The organism is Halomonas sp. HL-93, assembly GCF_900086985.1.
In the GTDB taxonomy this organism is placed as follows: domain Bacteria; phylum Pseudomonadota; class Gammaproteobacteria; order Pseudomonadales; family Halomonadaceae; genus Vreelandella.
In genome coordinates this window covers 855,443-876,169 of the sequence record NZ_LT593974.1, presented here as the reverse complement: position 1 = coordinate 876,169, position 20,727 = coordinate 855,443, and the positions used below count along the sequence as shown (strand labels likewise).

The window sequence follows — 20,727 nt, the reverse complement described above, 5'->3', positions numbered from 1 at the left end:
GGCCGACATCTCCGCTAAGAGATGGGTAATAGACCTAAACTCGCGGGTTGATTGCGTTTTATGTAAAGTCTCATCACTTCCAGGGAGAGTCTTCCCAGACGCGTTTTGCCAGCTCGAACTGCTCGGCATTGAGTTCACGGAAATCCTCTCCCAGGGTCAGTTCCACTGGATTGCCTGACTTCTCCATAGCCTCCTTGAACTCGGGGTCTTCGAAGGTCTTTTCAAAAGCGGAGAGCAGCTTTTCCTCGACATCGGCAGGAAGACCATCAGGGGCCACAAACCCCCTTAAAGCACCATGAAAGAGGTCATATCCCTGCTCGGAAAAGGTCGGAACATCTTCCGCCAGCTCATTACGCTCTTTAGTAGCAATGCCAACTACGTTCAGTTCATCACGGAAATTGACCACCTCGGAAAGATTAATAATACCCATGGTGACATGCCCGCCCATCAAGGCACTTCGTGCCGGAGCTGAGCCTTCAAAGGGTACGATGGTATATTCGGCATCGGTCTCCTCGGTGAGTCGGATCAGGAAGAAGTGATCATCACCACCGAGGCTAGACATGCCCACAGTGACCGCGCCAGGCTTTTCCTGTGCGGCTTCGACGAGCTTATCCATGGTATCGATGTCGCTATCCTTGGGAGTCACGATCACATTAGGATCGTTCACGATATTGGCCAAGTACGTGAAGCTTTCCGTGTCGTAATCAGCATCGCGATCCTGCGTGCGAGCCATCACACCAGGCAGGTTGTAGGTGCCGATCGTATAGCCATCCGGATCGGCCTCGGCCACAGCGGTAATACCAATCTGACCACTGGCCCCCGGCTTATTCTTGACCACAACAGAAGCATCATTACCCAGATACTCTTCCAGGAACGGCCCAATAGTACGGGCCATTACATCGGTACCACCACCGGCCGCAAAACCGACGATCACCTCGATTCTATCCTCGGGGTATTCGGCAAATGCCTGTGTCGAGGTTGCAGCAGCTACTAGGAGAGCGGCGGCGATACTCGGAATCTTGATTGTCATATTTTTATTACTCCCATTAACGTTGAAAGTGATTTCGAGGAAGCTATAGCCTCAAGCACCCAGTAAAAAATACAGCCCTGCTAAATTAAAGCGAATACTTCTTCACGGAAGATTTAAAATTTTTAAATCTATTATTATCGATGCCACAGATCGTCTCGAAGCCCGTCAGTTCTGGGGTTGCGGCAACCCGCTCTTATATACGCTCATAAGTCAGCGTCCCTGAGATACGACCAAAGGATAATGCCACTGCCACGGAAGTCACCTACTCGCACGGTGCCGAACGAATACGCGGGTTGGTAGATCATGGAGTCGGCGCCACATTGCTATCTGCTGATTACTTACTCGCCTCATGACGCAAGACCGGACTCAGCACTAGCACGATCGCCAATACAAGCAGGCAGGCAATTGCGAAGACCTTACGCTCGGATACCGTATCGGCAATCATGCCGATCGACATCGCGCCGAGGGCAGGCAAGCCACGGAAGATCATCGTATAGAGCGACAGCACCTTACCCCGAATTTGATCGGGCACCTCCGTCTGCAAGACAACCTGGGTGCAGATTCCATTCGCAAGGATCACCCCCGATAGAAATGTCAGCGCCACCAAGGCCACCCACAGAAAGTTACTGAGCAGAAAGCCCCCGCAACCCAGCACTCCGGCCACCGCGAAGCCAAGTGCGAGCGTCAAGTGACGGCCACGAGAGAGCAGCACCGAGGCCACCACTGCCCCGATCATGGCCCCCGCTCCCTGCGCCGAGGTCATCAGCGAGAAGGCTCGTGCCGCCATGGCGTCGCTCAGGGCCAAACTCTCAGCAAAGGTAGGCAACAACTCGAAGATAGGCCGAAAGCACAGCGCCAGAAACGCGAAAAGCACCAGGAGAACTTTGTGCCGTCTGGTCAGACCTCGCCATACCGTCGACCAGCCGTCTTCCTCGCCCTCGCCCCTTGATGGGGCTCTTGTCCTGGCCGTCTCCGGCCTTGCAGAGGCAACGCCAGTTTCCTCAGGAGAGAGGCTTCTTGAGTCCGCCCTACGCCTGGACAACCGCGAAAGGATCAACGCAAAGATCAAGTAGCTGACTGCATTAAAAATAAAGATTGCCCACATAGCATGCAGTGCGATCGTGACGCCACCCACTGCGGGCCCCAGCATCCGTGCCAGATTGAAGACAACCGAGTTCATTGCCACAGCACCCGGAACGTCGGGCTGAGGCACAATACCGCCTACAACCACCATACGCACGGGATGATCAAAGCCATTCACTACCCCGGTGAGAGTCGCCACAGCCAGCAGCATCGCCGGATTGAGCAGTCCGGTCAGGGTCGCTACTAACATCATGCAGGGCGGTGCCAATGACATGACCTGCAACTGCCTGGCCAAGCGCAGGCGGTCCTTTCGATCCACCAGAGAACCAGCAAAGGGCGCCACGATCACCGAGGGCAAAAGGTCGGCCATTGCCATCAGTCCCAGCATGAAAGTCGACTGCGTGATGTCCCACGCGAGCCAGAGCAATACCACGCGCTGCCCCCACGTGCCCACTACCGACGCAAAATTGCCGGCGAGGTAAGCACGGAGTGGAGCATGGGCCAACGGAGAGGCAGCCCGAGGCAGGCGCAAGGTATTCAGTCTCCAACAAATGCACAACCCGAGGCTTCCAGCGCCCGATTCACCCAGGTGCGGTCAATGGTACCCGCCTCAATTGCGGCCATTTGTTTCTCCTCCGCCGCGCCTTTGGCCTTGGCCGCCGCCAATACCGCCTCGAGGTCGACGAAGGGAACTGACAACACGCCATCGGAGTCTCCAAGGATTAGGTCGCCGGGTTCGATCACCATGCCGCCGAGGTTGATCGGGGTATTGATCTCCCCCGGTCCGTTCTTGTAGGGACCGCGATGCGTCACACCCACTGCATAAGTCGGCAGATTGAGCTCGCGGAAGGCGTCAAGATCACGTAATGCACCATTCAGCACAAAACCGGCCACGCCCCGCTTGATGGCCTGGGCCAGCATCAGTTCACCCATCAGCGCATTGGTCATATCCCCACCGGCATCGCAGACGATCACGTCACCCGGCTCTGCCATATCGATTGCCTTGTGCAGCATCAGGTTATCGCCAGGCCGCGTACGCACGGTCAGCGCCGGCCCGGCTAGCACACCTTCGCGATGCATCGGCCGCAACGCTGGCCCTCCGGCGAAGATGCGCGACATGCAGTCGCTGACATTGGCGACCGGCAGTGCCGAATAGTCGAGGACGGTCGGCGCATTGACTCGACGCACACGTTTGAAGATTCTGTTACCGGTGGTCATCTGGCTCTCCTAAAGTCTTGTTATGGGTTGCAGCGAGTATGCGCGGCCACACTGCGGCAGCGTTTGCGGCCGTCACTGCTCTGCAGTGGTCGACAGGTTGCGCAATCCGGAAACGTCATTGACCAAACGGTCTGGTGGCAGCGAGCGGCCTGCGAGCAGTTCGATGATTCCGCCAACGGCGAGCATACCGACGCGGGCACCGGCTTCCTCGGTAACACCGCCAATGTGCGGGCTCAGCACCACGCGCTCGGAGCACATCAGCGGACTGACTTTACTGGGTGGCTCTTCTGCAAAGGTATCCAGGCCCGCCCCCGCGAGATGGCCATTCTCCAGCGCTTCAAGCAACACCTCCTCATCGATCAGGCCACCACGCGCCGTGTTAATGACATAGCCGCCACGGGGTATGAGACGCAAAGTTTCGGCGTTCAATAAATGATGAGTCTGTTCGGTCAAAGGGCAATGCAGGCTGACAATATCCGACTCTCGCAGCAGATCTTCCAGATGCTCCGCCCGCCGGCCTCCCATGGCGGCAATGCAATCGGACGAGGCAAAGGGATCGAAAACCGTTAACTCGAATCCCAGTCCATCAACGACCCGAGCGGTGGCTTGGGCTATGGCACCAGCCCCGATCAGCCCCAGCCGCATACCCGCCAGTTCCCGCCCCTCGAAATCAGGCTTCTCCCAGCGACCGGCACGCATGCCCTTATCAAGCGGAACGATCTGCTTGACGGTGGCAAAAATCAGCGCAGCGGTATGCTCGGCAACCGAGACGGCATTCGCCCCGGCAGCACGCAACACCTGTACGCCCTGGGCCGTTGCAGCGCTGACATCAATATTGTCAACCCCCGCACCGTGCTTGGAGATCACCCTCAATGATTTCCCCGCTGCCGCTGCCTTGGCAGTAAACTGCCCCATCCGGGAAACGACGCCTACAGGATCGTGACGTTCGATATACTCTTCCAGCGTCCCCTCAGAAGGATAAGCTGGAGTGTGTATGACGGTGTAACCTGCAGACTCGGCCATTTGCCGAGCCTTATGGGCTAAGTGAGGGCCTGTCACCAGAATCGACTTTTGCGTCGCCAAGCCTGAATCCTCCTTTGTTAGTAGAAGCAATCAACCAGCGGGCCATAAGATGTCCCCAAAACAGATTGCCTTAAGTGCTATCATCAAAATACAGGAAGATTTTATTTATTAAAGCGAATAAAACTTTCCATAATATTAAGATTTACTTCACAAAGGGGCGGATACATGGATACACGCCAACTACGTACTTTCATCGCGATTTCTGAACACGGCACCTTTGCGCGGGCAGCCCAGGCAGTAAATCTAACTCCCTCAGCCGTCAGTCAACAGATTCATGCACTAGAACAGGAGTTGGACACCCCTCTTTTCAATCGAGCTTCACGCCCGCCAAGCTTGAACCTGCGTGGGTTGCAGATGCTAGAAACCGCAAAGAAAGTACTGAGCTTGGTGGATGAAACACGAGGTGTGCTTTCTGAACGCCGTATGACCAGCACGCTCAACATCGGCTCAGTACGAACCAGTACCATCGGCTTACTGCCGCGTGCCATCGTCGCACTACGTAAAGAATATCCAGAACTCAATGTAAATCTGCGCGTTGGCATGTCTTCGTCGCTGATTAGCGACGTTAATGCCGACAGGCTGGACCTCGCGGTAGTAGCGGAACATTCCAGTGTATCGCGCAACATGCTCTGGTCGCCGTTCATCCGAGAACCACTGGTGGTTATTGCACCGCCCGGCACCCCGGAAATGCCTGTCAAACAACTGCTGGAGGAACTTCCCTTCGTCCGGTTCGGAAGCGACGTGCCGTTAGCCGCTCTGATCAACAACGAATTAGCCCGCTTGGGGGTCGAAATAGAGGAAATAGCCGAAATTGATACTATACCGGCCATTGTAGAGTGCGTAGCAGCTGGGCTTGGTGCGGGGATCGTGCCAGATATCGCCGTGCGTGAGAACGGGCGTGACATGCTGACACTGCCATTCGGCGATCCTCAGGTTTTTCGCCAGATTGGCGTGATTCACCGGGCTGGATCGGCCAAATCGGAACTGCTGGTAGCGATGCATAACAAGCTGGCCGAAATGGCTGGCGAGTTCGGTATCTTCCGGAGAGAGCCTACCTAACTCTTTTTTCACAGCACCGACTTTACTGGCGAACCGCCGGAGGAAACTACTCAGCCTTCCTGATAGGGCATAAGTTCTGTAAACAACATCCTGTTGTGCGAACTAAACGGTAAGAGTAGCGTAAAGGTCTGATTTCCGTAACGCCCAAGAGACTGCACCCATGTCCCGCCGCCATCACACCAAGGAATACGTCTTTCCCATGCCCGGCAGCGCGCTCGTCAGCGCCTGGCGTGAAGGGTATACGCTGGCCACATTAAAGCGCGATGTAATGGCGGGGCTGACGATTGGCGTGGTAGCGGTCCCCCTATCGATGGCACTGGCAATTGCCACGGGCGTGCCGCCCCAGCATGGGCTTTACACCGCCATCGTCGCGGGGGCAGTGATTGCCTTAACCGGTGGTTCGCGGTTTAACATCTCCGGTCCCACGGCCGCCTTTGTGGTCATTCTATTTCCCATTGTGGCCAACCACGGTCTGGGTGGACTGCTGATTGCCACACTAATGGCAGGCGCCATTTTGGTGGCGCTGGGGCTGTCGCGGCTGGGCAGCCTGATTCAGTACGTTCCCTACCCGGTTATCCTGGGCTTTACTGCGGGCATCGGCGTGGTCATTGCGCTGCTGCAACTGCCTGACTTTCTTGGCTTAGCTGGCGTGGAGCTAGGCGATAGCACCCTGCACAACCTAATGCTGATTGGTCAAGCGCTGCCCAGCCTGTCGCTAGCAGAGGTCAGCGTCGGGCTTGTTACCTTAGCAACGCTGCTGATCTGGCCCCGCCTGAACACGCCAATCCCTGCCCCACTGGTTGGCTTGGCGCTGGGTACCCTGGCCGCAGCGCTGCTGCTGATGGGTGGCGTTGAGGTCGATACTATCGCCTCGCGGTTTAGCTGGGAGTTCGAAGGTCAAACCGGCAGCGGCATTCCACCCTTTGCGCCTAGTTTTAACGCACCTTGGCATTTTCCAGGCGCAGATGGTGCTCCACTTGAGATCAACTTTGCTCTGATTCAGGCACTGCTTGGCCCGGCACTGGCGATTGCACTACTGGCAGCGATTGAATCGCTGCTGTGTGCCGTGGTGGCGGATGGACTAACCCGCACACGCCATGACCCTAACGCTGAGCTAATTGGCCAGGGGCTGGGCAATTTAGTCGTGCCCTTTTTTGGCGGCATTACCGCCACGGCGGCACTTGCCCGCACGGCAACTAATATCAAAAGCGGGGCTTTCTCACCTATCGCCGCCTTGGTGCACTCAGTGGTGGTATTACTCGCTGTAGTCGCCCTGGCGGGGGTGTTGGGATATGTACCCATGGCTGCACTCGCCGCCCTGCTATTTATTATTGCCTGGAACATGAGCGAGGCGCGCCACTTTTTGCATACGCTAAAAAGTGCCCCCGCCAGCGATGTATCAGTGCTGGTAATCTGCTTTGCGCTGACGGTGGTTTTCGACATGGTCATCGCGGTGGCCGTGGGTATTGGCCTAGCGGCAGCACTATTTATCCGCCGTATGGCACAGCTGACCCATACCCAGCGTTTAGATCCGCCCGATTCTGACCAGCACTTCCCTCCGGAAGTAGCGCTCTACAAAATCAGCGGACCGCTGTTTTTTGGCGCGGCCGAAAAGGCCATTGCCACGCTGCGGGTAATTGATCACGGCGTTCGGGTTGTCATTTTGGATATGCGCGATGTGCCAAGCCTGGATACCACCGCCATGGTGGCGCTGGACAGCCTGCGCCGGGAACTAGGAGAGCAAGACGTAGGCGTTATTTTTGCTGGGCTGCCGCCGCGTATGGCGCTAAAAATTAAACGCGCGGGCATTAAGCGCGAAGCAGGTAAGTTAGCGGTCGTCAGCAATCTAGCCCACGCCGAGCGCATGACACGTCGCTGGCTGGGTGATAGAGCTACTGTGAGTGCTGAGTAGCAGATAGGAAATGGCAAGCTTGCAAATAAAAAGGGGAAGTGTCCTTCCCCTTGTGTCGCACCCACTAAACAGCGATCAACTCGCCATATCGAGCACAATACGGCCTTCTATTTTGCCGTCGATCATGCGCTGGAAAACGTCGTTGATATTATCCAGCGTGTCGGTTGCCACCGTGGCCTTAACCTTACCTTCGGCGGCGAAATCCAGGGCTTCCTGCAGGTCGCTGCGCGTGCCGACGATAGAGCCGCGAATGGTAATACCGTTAAGCACCGTGCTGAAAATCGGCAGCGGGAAATCACCGGGTGGCAGGCCATTAAGCACCAGTGTACCGCCACGGCGCAGCATGTTTTGCGCTTGATCAAACGCCTTCGGCGACACCGCTGTCACCAAGGCACCGTGAGCACCACCGATGGTTTTCTTCAGGTAGGCCGCTGGGTCAGTTTTCATGGCGTTGACGGTTACCGTGGCGCCCAACCGCTCGGCCAGGGCTAGCTTGCCGTCATCGATATCCACCGCAGCAACATTCAACCCCATGGCTTTGGCGTACTGCACCGCCATATGGCCCAGGCCACCAATGCCCGAAATCACCACCCACTGGCCGGGGCGGGTATCGGTCATCTTCAAGCCTTTATAAACCGTCACTCCCGCACACAGTACCGGAGCTATTTCGATAAAATCGACGGCATCGGGTAATCGCCCTACATAGCCCGCATCCGCCAAGGTGTAGTCGGCAAACCCGCCGTTAACGCTGTAACCGGTATTTTGCTGGGACTCGCAAAGTGTCTCCCAACCGCCCAAGCAGTGCTCGCAGTAGCCGCAGGCCGAATAGAGCCAGGGTACGCCGATACGATCGCCCTCTTTGACGTGGGAGACACCTTCCCCCACCGCCACTATATGCCCAACGCCTTCGTGCCCTGGAATAAACGGCGGTGAGGGTTTTACCGGCCAATCGCCGTGAGCAGCGTGTAAATCGGTATGGCAAACGCCAGAGGCCGCCACTTGCATCAACACTTCGCCCTGCTTAGGGCGAGGTACGTCAACTTCTTCAATGACCAGCGGCTGGCCAAACTTACGAACGACCGCCGCGCGCATTGTGCTATCCATGATACAACTCCTAATAGTTTCCGATATAGCCGTTTAACAACGACTCATATTGATAGAGTCAGCGTCCAGGGAACTGACACGACCGCCCGGCTAATGCCGGACGGTGTGGCTTGCTATAGTAGAAAAAAGCTGACGGCTTAGAAGAAGCCCAGCGGGTTGATGTCGTAGCTGACCAGCAGGTTTTTAGTTTGCTGATAGTGCTCAAGGGCGACTTTATGGGTTTCGCGGCCAACGCCGGATTTCTTGTAGCCACCGAATGCCGCATGGGCTGGATACTGGTGGTAGCAGTTGGTCCATACACGCCCGGCTTGAATGCCGCGCCCCATACGGAAGGCGACGTTGATATCGCGGCTCCACACGCCCGCGCCCAGGCCAAACTCGGTGTCGTTGGCGATTGCCAGCGCTTCCTCTTCGTCTTTGAAGGTAGTCACCGCCACGACCGGGCCAAAGATCTCCTCCTGGAAAACGCGCATCTGGTTATTACCCTTCAGCAGCGTGGGCTGAATGTAGTACCCGCTATTGATGCTGTCGTCCATGGTCTCTTTATTGCCACCGGTGAGGAATTCAGCACCTTCGTCGCGGGCAATATCCATGTATGACATGATCTTGTCGAACTGCTCCTGGGAAGCCTGCGCGCCTACTTGCACATCGGTATCCAGCGGATTACCGCGCTTGATGGTTTTGGTGCGCTCGATGACCTTGGCCATGAACTCGTCGTACATGCTCTCTTGAATCAGCGCGCGAGACGGGCAGGTACACACCTCGCCCTGGTTAAAGAACGCCAGTACCAAGCCCTCTACCGCTTTATCAATAAACGTCGGTTCGGCGTTCATGATGTCGGCGAAGTAGATGTTGGGCGACTTGCCGCCCAGCTCCACGGTGGAAGGAATAATGTTTTCCGCCGCACATTTCAAAATATGCGACCCCACCGGGGTTGAGCCTGTGAAGGCGATTTTGGCGATGCGTTTGCTGCTGGCCAGCGCCTGGCCCGCCTCGGCACCAAAGCCGTTGACGATGTTCAACACGCCTGGCGGTAGCAAATCACCGACCAGTTCAGCCACTTTCAAAATCGAAGCCGGCGTCTGTTCGGCGGGCTTGAGCACCACGCAGTTACCCGCCGCCAGTGCAGGCGCCAGCTTCCAAACCGCCATTAGAATCGGGAAGTTCCAGGGGATAATCTGGCCCACTACGCCCAGCGGCTCGTGGAAGTGATAAGAAACCGTGTTGGCATCGATATCCGCCGCCGTGCCTTCCTGCGAGCGTATGCAGCCGGCAAAGTAGCGGAAGTGGTCAACCGCCAGCGGCAGATCGGCGTTCAGCGTTTCACGCACGGCTTTGCCGTTGTCCCAGGTTTCGGCAACGGCAAGCATTTCCAGGTTTTGTTCAATGCGGTCGGCGATTTTCAGCAAAATATTGCTGCGCTCTTGCGCCGATGTTTTGCCCCAGGCAGGGGCGGCAGCGTGAGCCGCGTCCAGCGCTTTGTCGATATCTTCCGCGCTTGAGCGGGGGATTTCGCAAAACACCTGACCGTTCACCGGGCTAACGTTATCGAAGTATTGGCCCTTCACCGGGGCAACAAATTCGCCGCCGATGTAATTGCCGTAGCGTTTTTCAAATGACACCAGTGAACCAGTGTCACCAGGATTGGCGTATATCATTATTGAGCTCCTGCGTATTATGATTATTAAAAGGTGCTCATGCAGTGTTGGTCAGATGGGCGCAACGCGATATACCCCGTTGGCAGGATGCGCCCTCATCCCTTGGTAGGAGACGCCATGTATTCGTTATTGGTGGCAGACGATCATCCGCTATTTCGCGACGCGCTGCAGGTCGTGGTCAGCAGCGGCTTGCCGAACAGCCAGCTGTTGGAAGCCGATAGTCTCGCCGCCGCGATTCCCCTGATCACCGAGCACGACGGCCTGGATTTATTGCTGCTGGACTTGAGCCTGCCAGATGCGGAAGGCCTCGACGGTTTAACCCGCGTGCGCGAGACCTACCCCTGGCTGCCGGTGGCCATTATTTCAGCGCATCAGGAGCGCCAGTTAGTGTTGGATGCCATTAGCTTGGGTGCCGTAGGCTATATTCCCAAATCAACGCCTAGAGAAGCACTGCTCAACGCGCTCACCCAAATGCTTGAAGGGCAACTATACCTTCCCGCCGAGGTCATGCGTCGTCCACCGACGACCTCCCCTTCGCCTCAAGCCAATACACCTGAAGCCGCCGAGCGCTTAGCGGGAGAACAGCTCGCTCAGTTAACCGACAAACAACTGTCGGTATTGCATTGCATGACCCAAGGCATGTCGAACAAGCAAATTGCCCGCGAACTAAGCATTGCCGAAACCACGGTTAAAACCCATGTCTCGGCCATCTTGCGCAAGCTGGGGGCCACCAGCCGCGTACATGCCATTGTGATGGCGGGCGAAGCTAACCTGCCGCTTTATATGGCCAGCCGAACGGTGCGTTAAGCTCTACCGCTATGCGGGGGTTAAAAGGCTGACTAGCAGCATACGCAAGCGCATCGGTTTTAATGGCTTCAATAAACAGTGCATGCCCGCTTCACGGGCGGCACGGCTGAGGGTTGCATCATGATTGGCGGTAATTACCACCGCCGCGAGCCCTGGATAGCGACGGCGCAGTCGCGCCGCCAGTGTCAGCCCTGTTTCGCGGTGCTCACCCAAATGATAGTCAACCAATAACACGTCAGGCGTCTCGCCATCACTGGCCGCCTCTAAGGCACTTGCTGTCGCCGCCGCCCGCACCCGACACCCCCAGCTACCCAGAAGCGCTTGCATTCCGTCGATAATCGCTGCGTCGTCATCAATCACCCACACCACGCATTCAGCAAGTGGAGACGCAGGATTGTCGTATGGCTGAACGGCGGTCGCCGGTACACTCCCCTGGGCTGCGGCTGCATGGGAAGAGGCATAGGGCACGGTGATCGAAAATAACGCTCCACGCCCAGGCTTTGAGGCCAGCATGACGGGCTGTTCGAGCATGGCACTAATACGATCAACGATCGCCAGGCCAAGCCCTAACCCGCGACTATGCTGACGCTGAGTATTATGAGCGCGCTGAAACTCTAGAAAAATCGCCTCACGCTGCTGCTCGGCAATCCCTGGGCCGGTATCACCCACCATAATTTCGACGCCCTCGGCACGACGACGACAGCCCAGTAGCACATGGCCGTGCTCGGTATAACGCACCGCGTTACTCAAAAAATTACGAATCACCCGCGCCAGCAGCGCCAAATCAGATTCCACCACCACACGCGACGGCACGTAATGCAAACTCAAGCCGCGCACAGCAGCAACCTGGCGGTATTCTTCCGCCAGTGCGTCCAATAAGGTGCTCACCGCGAACGGTGCTTTATCGGCATGCAGCACTCCAGCATCCAGACGCGAAATATCCACCAACGTGCCTAAAAGCCCTTCGACATCTTTTAGCGAGCGTCCCACATGGCCAACCAGTGTTTGCGAGGCTTCGGGTAAGGGATGCGTTTCCAAGGCACTGACGAACAAACGGGCTGCGTTGAGTGGCTGAAGCAGATCGTGGCTGACGGCGGCGAGAAATTTGGTTTTCGACAGGTTGGCAGCTTCGGCTTCTGCTTTCGCCGCCTGCAAATGGATGTTGGCCTGACCCAATTCGTCCAAGGCACGGTGCAGCGCATCAGTGCGCTCCCTAACCTGTTCGGCTAGCAATACAGAGCGCTCGAAAGCGGCATAAGGTGCGCCATCCGCACCGCTACCTGATTCAACACGGCTCATCAGTGCCTGACACACTTTGCGTAGGCGGCGATTTTCTTCGCGTAAGGCAGCGCTGCTAAGCGATGCGTCGTCACTTGCCGAGAGTTGGAAGAGTGCCAAGGGCCACCCCTGTAAACGTTTGATTCACATGCATGCCGTGGTGCTGCTCACCGTAGGTGTTAAAACCCACCACCCGCGACTGGCGCAGCAGTGTCGACGCCTGCTCGACATGTTGGACGGCCTCAAGCTCCATGCGGCGTAAGAAACAGTCACAGCCAATCATTAGCGAGGGTTGCCCCAACCGCGCTGTGACGCCTTGCAGCATGTTGTTGAGATCGTCAAGCAAAGGCGCAGGCTGCATGGCAGTCAGCACGATGCCGTTTTCCACCGCACAGTAAAAGCTTAGGCTACCATCGGCATTGGCGCGTTGAATGGAGCGCACGTAATGCTGCCCACCCAGTTGAACCGCAAGCGGATGGCGTGCAAATACGCTAGGCCCTAAGGTGTGAGGCTCAATCCCCACCAAGTCGGCGTAAACCCTGGCCGCAGGCAGTCCGTTTAATTCCATCACACGGCGACGCTCGCGATCCGCTTCGGTGACCACCAGTTTATGGCTAAGCGGCATGAGGTGGTGAGTTGAAAACACTTCAAACGGCAGGCACGTGTTGATCATCACCACCACGGCGGCGCGGCTATGAAAACGCCCTCGGGCATAGACGTGGGTGTGGGCCAAGTGATTGTCGTCTCCGGCGGAACCGCCGAAGCTGGGTATGCGCCCCAGGGCAGCGTCCAGCGTTGCCAGTACCTGCTCTTCGCGGCTTGAAAGCCCATCCAGTAACGTCAGTGCAAAGCTATGCTCGTTAACCGGGGCCAGCGCCTGACGACGGCAGCGCTCAATCAACCCATCGACTAACGGCTGAGCATCGCTCAGCGCGAACCGGTCCAGGTCATCGACAAGCGCCGTTTCAAGAGCGAATACTCGCCGATCAAAGCCAATCGCCACAATGCTGCCGCGATCATACCCCTGGGGAGTAATCTCGCCTGCCGTGGTACAACCACTGACAGTTACCGTTGGGAAGGCGCTGACCAGCGCGGCCGCTAGACCCTCTAAATCATACTCGGCGCTACAGAAAAAAATAATGCCGCCAAGGTGGTCATGGCTGAGGCCCTCAGCCAGCGCTTGCACTGCCTGCTTGGCGTTTGCCGACCGGCTGGCTACGACAACGGTGCCGTGATTAGCGGGGTAAGTGATCACGTTGCCATCGCTCTAACGCAGGGTAGGTGCGCGCGGAGGTTTGGCGCAGCACGCTAAAGGCGTTGCTCAGTTCGCTGGCACAAGGCGTTTCCTGCCTTGCCAAGACTTCTAACTGCTTGGCATGCTGCGCCACCTGCTGCGCGCCAATACTCAGCGCTTCTCCACGCAGTTGGTGGGCCAAACGGACGATCTGTTGGGTCTGTTCAGCCGGCATTTCCGCCTCAAGCCCGAGGTACGTCGCCAATTGGGCAAGATAATCTTCAACTTGTCGGTGATAGAGGGCTATGAGCTGACGCAAGTGATCCTCACCGAGGGTTTGGTAAAGACTGCTTAACGTGTCGTCATTCAGCAGACTTTCGCCGTTTGTAGGCCCAGTAGGCCAAGAAACCGTCTCGGTTTCGGCATCACCTAGTTGAAGCGCTAGAACATTGCTCAACGCGGCGGTGGATAACGGTTTGGTAATATAATCATTCATCCCCGCCTGCAGGCAGCGCTGACGGTCATCTTCTACACCGCCTGCAGTCATCGCGACAATGGGCACCTCGGCCAGCCAGCCGCCTTGAGCGCGTAGTTTTCGGGTAACCTCCAGCCCGTCTATGTCAGGCAGTTGAATATCCATAAAAATCAGGTGGAAGCGCTGAGCAGCGGTCATCGCCAGCGCATCGTGGCCATTTTCTGCGCAGACGATGTCGCAGCCTAAACGCGACAACAATTCAATGGCGACTTTACGGTTGATGGCATTGTCTTCCACCAGCAGTAACGAGGTCCTAGGGAAATGCTGCTGAGCAGGCAGTGAGGGCAGCGGTGAACGATGGTAAGGCTCTGCCTCTATTAGCGGTAGTTGACAGCTGAAGGTGCTGCCCTCGCCAAGTTGGCTGTCAACGCTTAGCTGCCCATGCATCGCCTCACTTAGCCGTTTGGAAATGGCAAGCCCCAGGCCGGTCCCGCCGAAACGCCGGGCAACCGATGCATCCGCCTGCTGGAAAGGCTCAAACAAATGCTGCTGTTGCGCGTCGCTTACGCCGCAGCCGGTGTCTGACACGTCAAATTGTAACCGGTCAACCGTGCTGGAAACACGCACAGAAACGCTACCGTCATCTGTAAACTTGATGGCATTGGCAATTAAATTAAGCAAAATCTGCCTTAGCCGACCAGCATCGACCATCACCCAAGCGGGTACCAATTCATCCACCTGCAGGGTGAGTGCCAGGCCTTTAGCCTCGGCTCGGGGCTTAAACAAAGCAACAACGCTATCTACCAGTGGTTTAACAGCCGTTGGGGCCGTTTCCAGGCTTAAATGACCTGCTTCAATTTTGGAAAAATCCAGAATCTCATTGATCATTGCTAATAGCTGGTTGGCGCTTTCGTAAATCGTGTTGGCGTAATCTTCTACCTGAACTCGATTAGCAGGCTCGCGCAGCAATTCGCTCATGCCAATGACGCCATTCAGAGGCGTTCGGATCTCATGACTGACCATCGCGAGAAAGTCGGACTTCGCGAGATTAGCCGCCTGGGCCTGCTTGGCGGTGACTTCCAGTTGACGGCTAAGCTGTTCTTGATCTCGCCGCGCAGCCGCGCTCTCGCGCATTTCCCGTACCAGGAAAACGACGACTAGCAGCGCGGCCAAACTCATCGCCACTATAAGGCTCATCAACAGCTTATATAGCAGACTGAGCTGCGCGCGCTCCTCAGTGGCGGATTCAGCCAAGTAGCCATTGATCGTGATAACCAGCCGTTCGGTGAGGCGCGTTAAGGCTTGCAGTTCGGTTTCCAGCGCGGTGATCGGCATCTGATCAAGGTCTTCATGGGGCTCAAACATCGGGTCGAGGACATCTAACTGCTGCTGAATGTCCTCTAGCAATTGTCGTGCTGGCTCAATACGGTCCAGTAGCGTGCTGACCTCCCCTTCATTGAGCAAAGTAACTCGGCTATAAAGCAGTTCAAAACTTAGATCCAACTCATCTTGGGCGTCAGGCGCTATTGGCCCGCGAGTCACGTTGAGTAGCTGATTGAGCAGTTGGACCGCATCACGATCCAGCTTGTAAATCACCCAGGAGGTGTCTTCGCGCAGGGACTGGGTAAGATTATCCTGGCGCCATGCGGCGATTGTCGCCACGACCAACGCCGCGGCGAATAGCACCACGGCCGTCATGGCGACCAGCTTGAAGCGCCGAGGATAGCGCAGCAAACGGGGGTAATGCGTCAAAGGAGCGCTAACGGACATTAATTTGCATCACCTGCCAGACGGCGCGAAAGCGCATTTTTTCGCTCAGCAAGGCGTCATCTTGATCAAACGGGTAGAGTACCCAAAGCGGACCATACTCTCGGATAGGAATCGCTTCACCGTCTCGTTTGAGCGCGAGAATCACATCGTAGTCATAAAAATCACTCACCGGAATTTCGGCTTCGTAGCCGTTGAGCGCCAATACATTGATGCTGCCGTCCTCTACGCCCAAGTGAGCCAGCAAGTCTCGCATCAAGGGGCCTTCATAATGATTCCGGCTATCGGTCCATGGCGTGGTCGTGTCGAAATCATGCTGCGGCAATTGCTGCAGCATCTGGCGATCAAAATGCGCCTCATCAGCGACATTGGCGTTGGTAATCTCGCCCACTACTTTGAGAATCACCGGCCCTGTCGGTGCGCGGCCGTCATCTGAAGTAGCCGCCAGCCCCGCCAGGGGAATGCTGAACGCCAGCATGATGCACCCCATTAACAACGATTTCACTGCGATTTCCTCTTGCCGCGTTATCCGCGGGTAAACGTTAATAGACCCTATAAGGTTACGCCATCTCATAGGTAAGGTCAGTTCATATACGAGTTTTTTCGCTGGCCACCCGCTGGGTTACTCAGCAAACCCAACCAACGCTTGAAAAATAAAAAAGCTCCAAGCCAGGCTTGGAGCTTTGCGTTTCACGGTCATCGCGTTAGCGAACAATCATGACCGACATTTTGGCGTGGTGTACCACATGCTCGGCATTAGGCCCCAACACGTAATCAACAAACTTACGCTTAGTATGAGAGGCCATAACGATCAGGTCGATATCCAGCTGTTTTCCGACTTTGATGATCGCCTCCCACGGCGAGCCGTCGACAATCACGCTCTGGGTGTTAATTGTCTCCGGTACGTGTTGTTGAATAAAGGTGTGCTGGGCTTCCTTAACAGCCTCGTGTGCCTTTTTAGAGAAGTCTTTCGGAAAGTAAGCACCCACCATGGGCATCTTAAATTCCGGCAGCACCGTCACCACATGCAGCGAGGCATCAAACGTCTGACACAGCGTGATGGCCGTGGGTAGCGCTTTTGTCCATGAACTCTCTTCGTTGAGATCAACGGGCAATAAGATTTTGTGGTACATGGCAGCCCCCTTTAAACAGTATTGGCCTTGATATTACGCCCATCGGCGTCCCGTCGACGGCGCTGCAGCATGACAATAAGGCCGAATACGCCAAGTGCCGGTATCCAAATCCACTCCTTCGTCCAGCGATCGACAGGGGCCAGGACTTCCACGATTTCCTGGTCAAAATCAAAGCCTAAATCTGCCGCGTCACTACCGTAGGTCACGGTATCAACAATGGTTTCATCGTCTTCGGTCATCAGCATCAGACCGAGATTATCCAACCGCTCTTGACCGCTATCGCCTTCGGGTACTGGTACTCGAATATAGGTCGTCATAGGGTCACCATAATCATCCAAGCCGCTGATTTGCACCCGTAGTGAAGAGTCTTCATCCATCTCGCCCAATGTGTCCGCGAACTCCGCAGGCTGCGTGGAACGGTAGGGATCGTGAATCATGTCCATAAAGAAGCCGGGGCGGAACAGCGCAAAAGCTACCACCAGCAACAGAATCGACTCATACCAGCGGTTACGGGTGAGCATATACCCTTGGGTGGCGGCGGCAAAAATAAGCATTGCCACGGTAGCGACGATAAAGATCAACACCCCCTGCAGCGGGGTGACGTCAATCAGCAGCAGGTCGGTGTTAAAGATGAACAAAAACGGCAGCGCGGCAGTACGCAGGCTGTAATAAAACGCCTGAAAACCGGTGCGGATAGGGTCGCCCCCTGAAATCGCCGCCGCTGCAAACGAAGCCAGCCCCACAGGTGGGGTCACGTCAGCCATAATACCGAAGTAAAACACAAACAGGTGCACGGCAATTAGCGGCACCAGCAGCCCGTTTTGCTCGCCGAGCTGAATGATCACCGGCGCCAGCAGAGCAGAAACCACGATGTAGTTGGCAGTGGTCGGAAGCCCCATACCCAGAATCAGGCTGAGAATGGCGGTAAACAGCAAAATTAGTAGCAGATTTCCCATCGCCAGGGTTTCCACTACTTCCGCCAATACCAGGCCAACACCTGTCTGGGAAACCGCGCCCACAATAATACCCGCCGTTGCCGTCGCGATGCCGATGCCGATCATGTTTCGGGCACCGGTGACCAGCCCGTCCCACAGGTCCATAGCACCTTCGCGTAGGTCAGCCGATAGGTTACTTCGACCGCGGAAGAGCGCCGTGATCGGGCGTTGGGTGAGCATGATAAAGATCATGAACACTGTCGCCCAAAACGCTGACAACCCAGGCGATAAGCGCTCAACCATCAGGCACCACACCAGCACGATAACGGGAAGGATATACTGCAGGCCGACCATCACTGTGGGCCGGGTTTGCGGCAGTGTCACCACCGGCTCGTTGGGGTCATCCAATTCAAGCTCGGGATAACCAGAAGCCACCTTCAGAAGCCCCACATAAACCGCCACCAGCCCGGCACCAATCACCCAAGGTGCAGCCACGCCCAGCGCTGGCTGCATCCAGCCAAGGCCGTAATACACCACCAGTGCGGTGACCATCATCAGCAACAAACCGCTTAAAAAGCCAACCAGCTTGCGCACTAACGGCTTAGGCGGGTTGCTGCTTTGAAGCCCCTGCATATTGGCCTTCATGGCCTCAAGGTGAACGATATATATCAGTGCGATGTAGGAAATCACTGCCGGTAGGAACGCGTGCTTGATAACCTCGACGTAAGAAATACCCACGTACTCGACCATCAAAAACGCGGCGGCCCCCATCACCGGCGGCATAATTTGCCCATTGACCGAAGCCGCCACCTCTACCGCACCGGCTTTTTCGGATGAAAAACCGACGCGCTTCATCATCGGGATAGTAAAGGTGCCCGTGGTCACCGTATTGGCAATCGAAGAACCCGAAATCAAACCGGTCATGCCCGACGCCACCACTGCTGCCTTGGCAGGGCCACCGCGGTAATGTCCCAGCATCGAAAATGCGACTTTAATGAAATAGTTTCCCGCGCCTGCTTTATCCAACAGCGCGCCAAACAAAACAAACAGAAACACAAAGCTGGTAGAAACCCCTAGCGCAATACCGAATACGCCCTGGGTGGTTAGCCACTGATGATTGACCAGCCCGTTAAAACTTACTCCGCCGTGGGCTAATATGCCCGGCATCCATGGTCCCGCCAAGGAATACACTAAAAACACACTTGCCACGATCATCAACGGCGGCCCAAGTGCACGCCGTGTGGCCTCCAGCAGCAATACAATTCCCGCGATACCGACAACAACGTCGATCAGCAGCGGTGATCCGGGGCGATCCGACAAGCCCTCGTAAAAGATGAACATATAAGCACCGCAAAACGCGGCGACGGCCGCCAGGACCCAATCCAATACCGGGATACGATCGCGAGGCGAATGCTTAAGCGCTGGGTACGCCATGTAGGCCAAAAACAGCGCAAAGGCTAAATGAATCGAACGGGCCTGGGTCGCATTAAATACGCCAAAACCCACTACATATGGCAGGGGCGAAGCGATCCATAGCTGAAAGAGTGACCAAGCCGCCGCAATACTGACCAACAACTTACCTGGAACGCCCGCTGGTTTACGCGCTCCGGAGTCGGTAGAGGCGACAAGGTCGTCAAGATCAACATTCGACCCGCTGGCCTTAGTGTTGTCCACTGTCATAAGCATGCCCTGCAGAAATATGGATGGCACTGTGGAATGCCAACTTGATGCCTAGTGGCATCCCAAACACAGCGCGCGGTCCCAAGAGAGACCGCGCGCATCTTTCAATGGATGATTATCACCATTGAACCGATTACCTTATTCTTCGATCCAACCCTGCTCTACGTAGTACTTCTTAGCACCATCGTGAAGCGGTGCTGAGAGGCCTTCTGACACCATTTCTTCTTGATCCAGATTTTCAAACGCAGGGTGTAGACGCTTGAAGCGGTCAAAGTCGTCAAATACAGCCTTAACGGTTTCATAGACCACGTCTTCATCTACCTCAGCGGAGGAGACAAAGGTCGCCGACACGCCGAACGTCTCTACGTCGTCAGGATTGTTTTTGTACAGACCGCCTGGGATAGTCGAGTTTGTATAGTAGGGATACTCGTCAACGATGCCTTGAACATCTTCATCGTCCAGCGGAATCAAGCGCGAATCCACGGTAGTAGTGGCTTCCTGGATGGAGCCGTTCGGGTGACCGACTACGTAGACCATGGCATCGATGTTATTATCAGCCAGGGCCGCAGCCTGCTCAGAGGCATCCAGCTCAGAAACCATCGAGAAGCTATCTTCGTCCCAGCCTTTCGCGTCCATCACCACTTCCATGGTGTTGCGCTGACCAGAACCCGGGTTGCCGATATTAACGCGCTTGCCTTCCAGGTCATCCAGCGTTTCGATACCAGAGTCTTCACGAGCCAGCAGCGTCAGCGGCTCACCATGGATGCGGAATACCGCACGCAGATCCTCGAAAGCTTCGTCTTCGAAGTTACCTTCGCCATTATACGCTTGGTACTGAACATCAGACTGGGCAACGCCCATATCCAGTTCGCCAGACTTAATGCCGTTAATATTGGCAACAGAGCCACCGGTTGACGGCGCATTACAGCGAATATCGTGATCGTCGCTGCCGCGGTTTACCAGTCGGCATACGGACTGGCCAACGACGTAGTAAACGCCGGTCTGGCCACCGGTACCAATGGTAATGTAGTTTTCACCGTCTTCTTCTTCGGCCATTGCGGGTGATGCAAAGGCAGCGGCAGCAAGTAGCGCACCGGAGAAAGCAGCGGTAGAAAATGCATGGCGTTTCATAAACACACCTCTTTATCTTGATGTTATGAGCGTTGTGCGTTTGGTCCGCCTGCTTGATGTTCCCCAGGCGGATTGATCCAAAACGTTGTCAAGACAATCTGTTATCAGCATCGACAATGTCTGTCGGCTTTGTCTACTTT

Annotated in this window: 16 protein-coding genes; 3 read left to right on the top strand and 13 right to left on the bottom strand. The window is 55.9% G+C overall.

The genetic code is table 11. The features are described from left to right. Positions 1-73: 73 nt before the first annotated feature. The 4 genes from GA0071314_RS03935 to GA0071314_RS03920 all read right to left on the bottom strand — a co-directional run bounded on the left by GA0071314_RS03935 (position 74) and on the right by GA0071314_RS03920 (position 4,414). A complete protein-coding gene (locus GA0071314_RS03935; protein WP_074395407.1) occupies positions 74-1,030 on the bottom strand; it encodes a Bug family tripartite tricarboxylate transporter substrate binding protein in 957 nt (318 codons plus the stop codon). Positions 1,031-1,364: 334 nt separating this feature from the next. After that, positions 1,365-2,645 carry an MFS transporter gene (locus GA0071314_RS03930; RefSeq protein WP_074395406.1) on the bottom strand — a complete coding sequence of 427 codons (1,281 nt, stop codon included), beginning with the start codon at positions 2,643-2,645 and terminating at the stop codon, positions 1,365-1,367. A gap of 5 nt (positions 2,646-2,650) precedes the next feature. After that, positions 2,651-3,331, bottom strand: coding sequence for an RraA family protein (locus GA0071314_RS03925; protein WP_074395405.1), 681 nt, complete (start codon positions 3,329-3,331; stop codon positions 2,651-2,653). 72 nt (positions 3,332-3,403) lie between these two features. Then, positions 3,404-4,414 carry a hydroxyacid dehydrogenase gene (locus GA0071314_RS03920; RefSeq protein WP_231896507.1) on the bottom strand — a complete coding sequence of 337 codons (1,011 nt, stop codon included), beginning with the start codon at positions 4,412-4,414 and terminating at the stop codon, positions 3,404-3,406. 165 nt (positions 4,415-4,579) lie between these two features. Here GA0071314_RS03920 and GA0071314_RS03915 point away from each other — a divergent pair, with 165 nt between their 5' ends. Both GA0071314_RS03915 and dauA read left to right on the top strand, forming a co-directional pair. Then, positions 4,580-5,473, top strand: a complete 894-nt coding sequence (locus GA0071314_RS03915) for a LysR substrate-binding domain-containing protein (RefSeq protein WP_074395404.1) — start codon at positions 4,580-4,582, stop codon at positions 5,471-5,473. A 160-nt stretch (positions 5,474-5,633) separates the two neighbouring features. After that, positions 5,634-7,385, top strand: coding sequence for a C4-dicarboxylic acid transporter DauA (dauA, locus tag GA0071314_RS03910; protein ID WP_074395403.1), 1,752 nt, complete (start codon positions 5,634-5,636; stop codon positions 7,383-7,385). Positions 7,386-7,460: 75 nt separating this feature from the next. On the opposite strand, the gene adhP is transcribed toward dauA, so the two are convergent. Beyond that, entirely contained in the window at positions 7,461-8,489 is a 1,029-nt protein-coding gene (gene adhP / locus GA0071314_RS03905) for an alcohol dehydrogenase AdhP (protein ID WP_172822083.1), read from the bottom strand. A gap of 137 nt (positions 8,490-8,626) precedes the next feature. Beyond that, positions 8,627-10,147, bottom strand: coding sequence for an acetaldehyde dehydrogenase ExaC (gene exaC / locus GA0071314_RS03900; RefSeq protein ID WP_074395402.1), 1,521 nt, complete (start codon positions 10,145-10,147; stop codon positions 8,627-8,629). Positions 10,148-10,264: 117 nt separating this feature from the next. Between exaC and GA0071314_RS03895 the strand changes: the two genes are divergently transcribed. Beyond that, positions 10,265-10,954, top strand: a complete 690-nt coding sequence (locus tag GA0071314_RS03895) for a LuxR C-terminal-related transcriptional regulator (protein ID WP_074395401.1) — start codon at positions 10,265-10,267, stop codon at positions 10,952-10,954. A gap of 9 nt (positions 10,955-10,963) precedes the next feature. Here GA0071314_RS03895 and GA0071314_RS03890 read toward each other — a convergent pair whose 3' ends face one another. From GA0071314_RS03890 to GA0071314_RS03860, 7 genes are all read right to left on the bottom strand, one after another. Continuing rightward, entirely contained in the window at positions 10,964-12,352 is a 1,389-nt protein-coding gene (locus GA0071314_RS03890) for an ATP-binding response regulator (RefSeq protein WP_074395400.1), read from the bottom strand. After that, positions 12,324-13,487 (bottom strand): nitric oxide-sensing protein NosP, encoded by a 1,164-nt coding sequence (gene nosP, locus GA0071314_RS03885; protein WP_082934196.1) that lies wholly within the window; start codon positions 13,485-13,487, stop codon positions 12,324-12,326. Before nosP ends, GA0071314_RS03890 begins: the two co-directional genes overlap by 29 nt. Next, a complete protein-coding gene (locus GA0071314_RS03880) occupies positions 13,468-15,711 on the bottom strand; it encodes an ATP-binding protein (protein ID WP_074395399.1) in 2,244 nt (747 codons plus the stop codon). Before GA0071314_RS03880 ends, nosP begins: the two co-directional genes overlap by 20 nt. Beyond that, positions 15,701-16,213 carry a molybdopterin-dependent oxidoreductase gene (locus tag GA0071314_RS03875; protein WP_331710469.1) on the bottom strand — a complete coding sequence of 171 codons (513 nt, stop codon included), beginning with the start codon at positions 16,211-16,213 and terminating at the stop codon, positions 15,701-15,703. Before GA0071314_RS03875 ends, GA0071314_RS03880 begins: the two co-directional genes overlap by 11 nt. Before the next feature lie 199 nt (positions 16,214-16,412). Further along, positions 16,413-16,841, bottom strand: a complete 429-nt coding sequence (locus GA0071314_RS03870; protein ID WP_074395397.1) for a universal stress protein — start codon at positions 16,839-16,841, stop codon at positions 16,413-16,415. Positions 16,842-16,852: 11 nt separating this feature from the next. Then, positions 16,853-19,456, bottom strand: coding sequence for a TRAP transporter permease (locus GA0071314_RS03865; RefSeq protein WP_074395396.1), 2,604 nt, complete (start codon positions 19,454-19,456; stop codon positions 16,853-16,855). Between the two features lie 138 nt (positions 19,457-19,594). After that, the gene (locus tag GA0071314_RS03860; RefSeq protein ID WP_074395395.1) at positions 19,595-20,587 is read right to left on the bottom strand and encodes a TAXI family TRAP transporter solute-binding subunit; all 993 of its coding nucleotides are present in this window, start codon (positions 20,585-20,587) and stop codon (positions 19,595-19,597) included. Positions 20,588-20,727 lie beyond the last annotated feature (140 nt).

Excerpts from the sequence above, each read along its gene's own strand:
- GA0071314_RS03935 (WP_074395407.1), bottom strand. The coding sequence starts at position 1,030 with ATGACAATCAAGATTCCGAGTATCGCCGCCGCTCTCCTAGTAGCTGCT.
- GA0071314_RS03925 (WP_074395405.1), bottom strand. The coding sequence starts at position 3,331 with ATGACCACCGGTAACAGAATCTTCAAACGTGTGCGTCGAGTCAATGCG.
- GA0071314_RS03915 (WP_074395404.1), top strand. The coding sequence starts at position 4,580 with ATGGATACACGCCAACTACGTACTTTCATCGCGATTTCTGAACACGGC.
- dauA (WP_074395403.1), top strand. The coding sequence starts at position 5,634 with ATGTCCCGCCGCCATCACACCAAGGAATACGTCTTTCCCATGCCCGGC.
- adhP (WP_172822083.1), bottom strand. The coding sequence starts at position 8,489 with ATGGATAGCACAATGCGCGCGGCGGTCGTTCGTAAGTTTGGCCAGCCG.
- exaC (WP_074395402.1), bottom strand. The coding sequence starts at position 10,147 with ATGATATACGCCAATCCTGGTGACACTGGTTCACTGGTGTCATTTGAA.
- GA0071314_RS03895 (WP_074395401.1), top strand. The coding sequence starts at position 10,265 with ATGTATTCGTTATTGGTGGCAGACGATCATCCGCTATTTCGCGACGCG.
- GA0071314_RS03880 (WP_074395399.1), bottom strand. The coding sequence starts at position 15,711 with ATGTCCGTTAGCGCTCCTTTGACGCATTACCCCCGTTTGCTGCGCTAT.
- GA0071314_RS03870 (WP_074395397.1), bottom strand. The coding sequence starts at position 16,841 with ATGTACCACAAAATCTTATTGCCCGTTGATCTCAACGAAGAGAGTTCA.
- GA0071314_RS03865 (WP_074395396.1), bottom strand. The coding sequence starts at position 19,456 with ATGACAGTGGACAACACTAAGGCCAGCGGGTCGAATGTTGATCTTGAC.
- GA0071314_RS03860 (WP_074395395.1), bottom strand. The coding sequence starts at position 20,587 with ATGAAACGCCATGCATTTTCTACCGCTGCTTTCTCCGGTGCGCTACTT.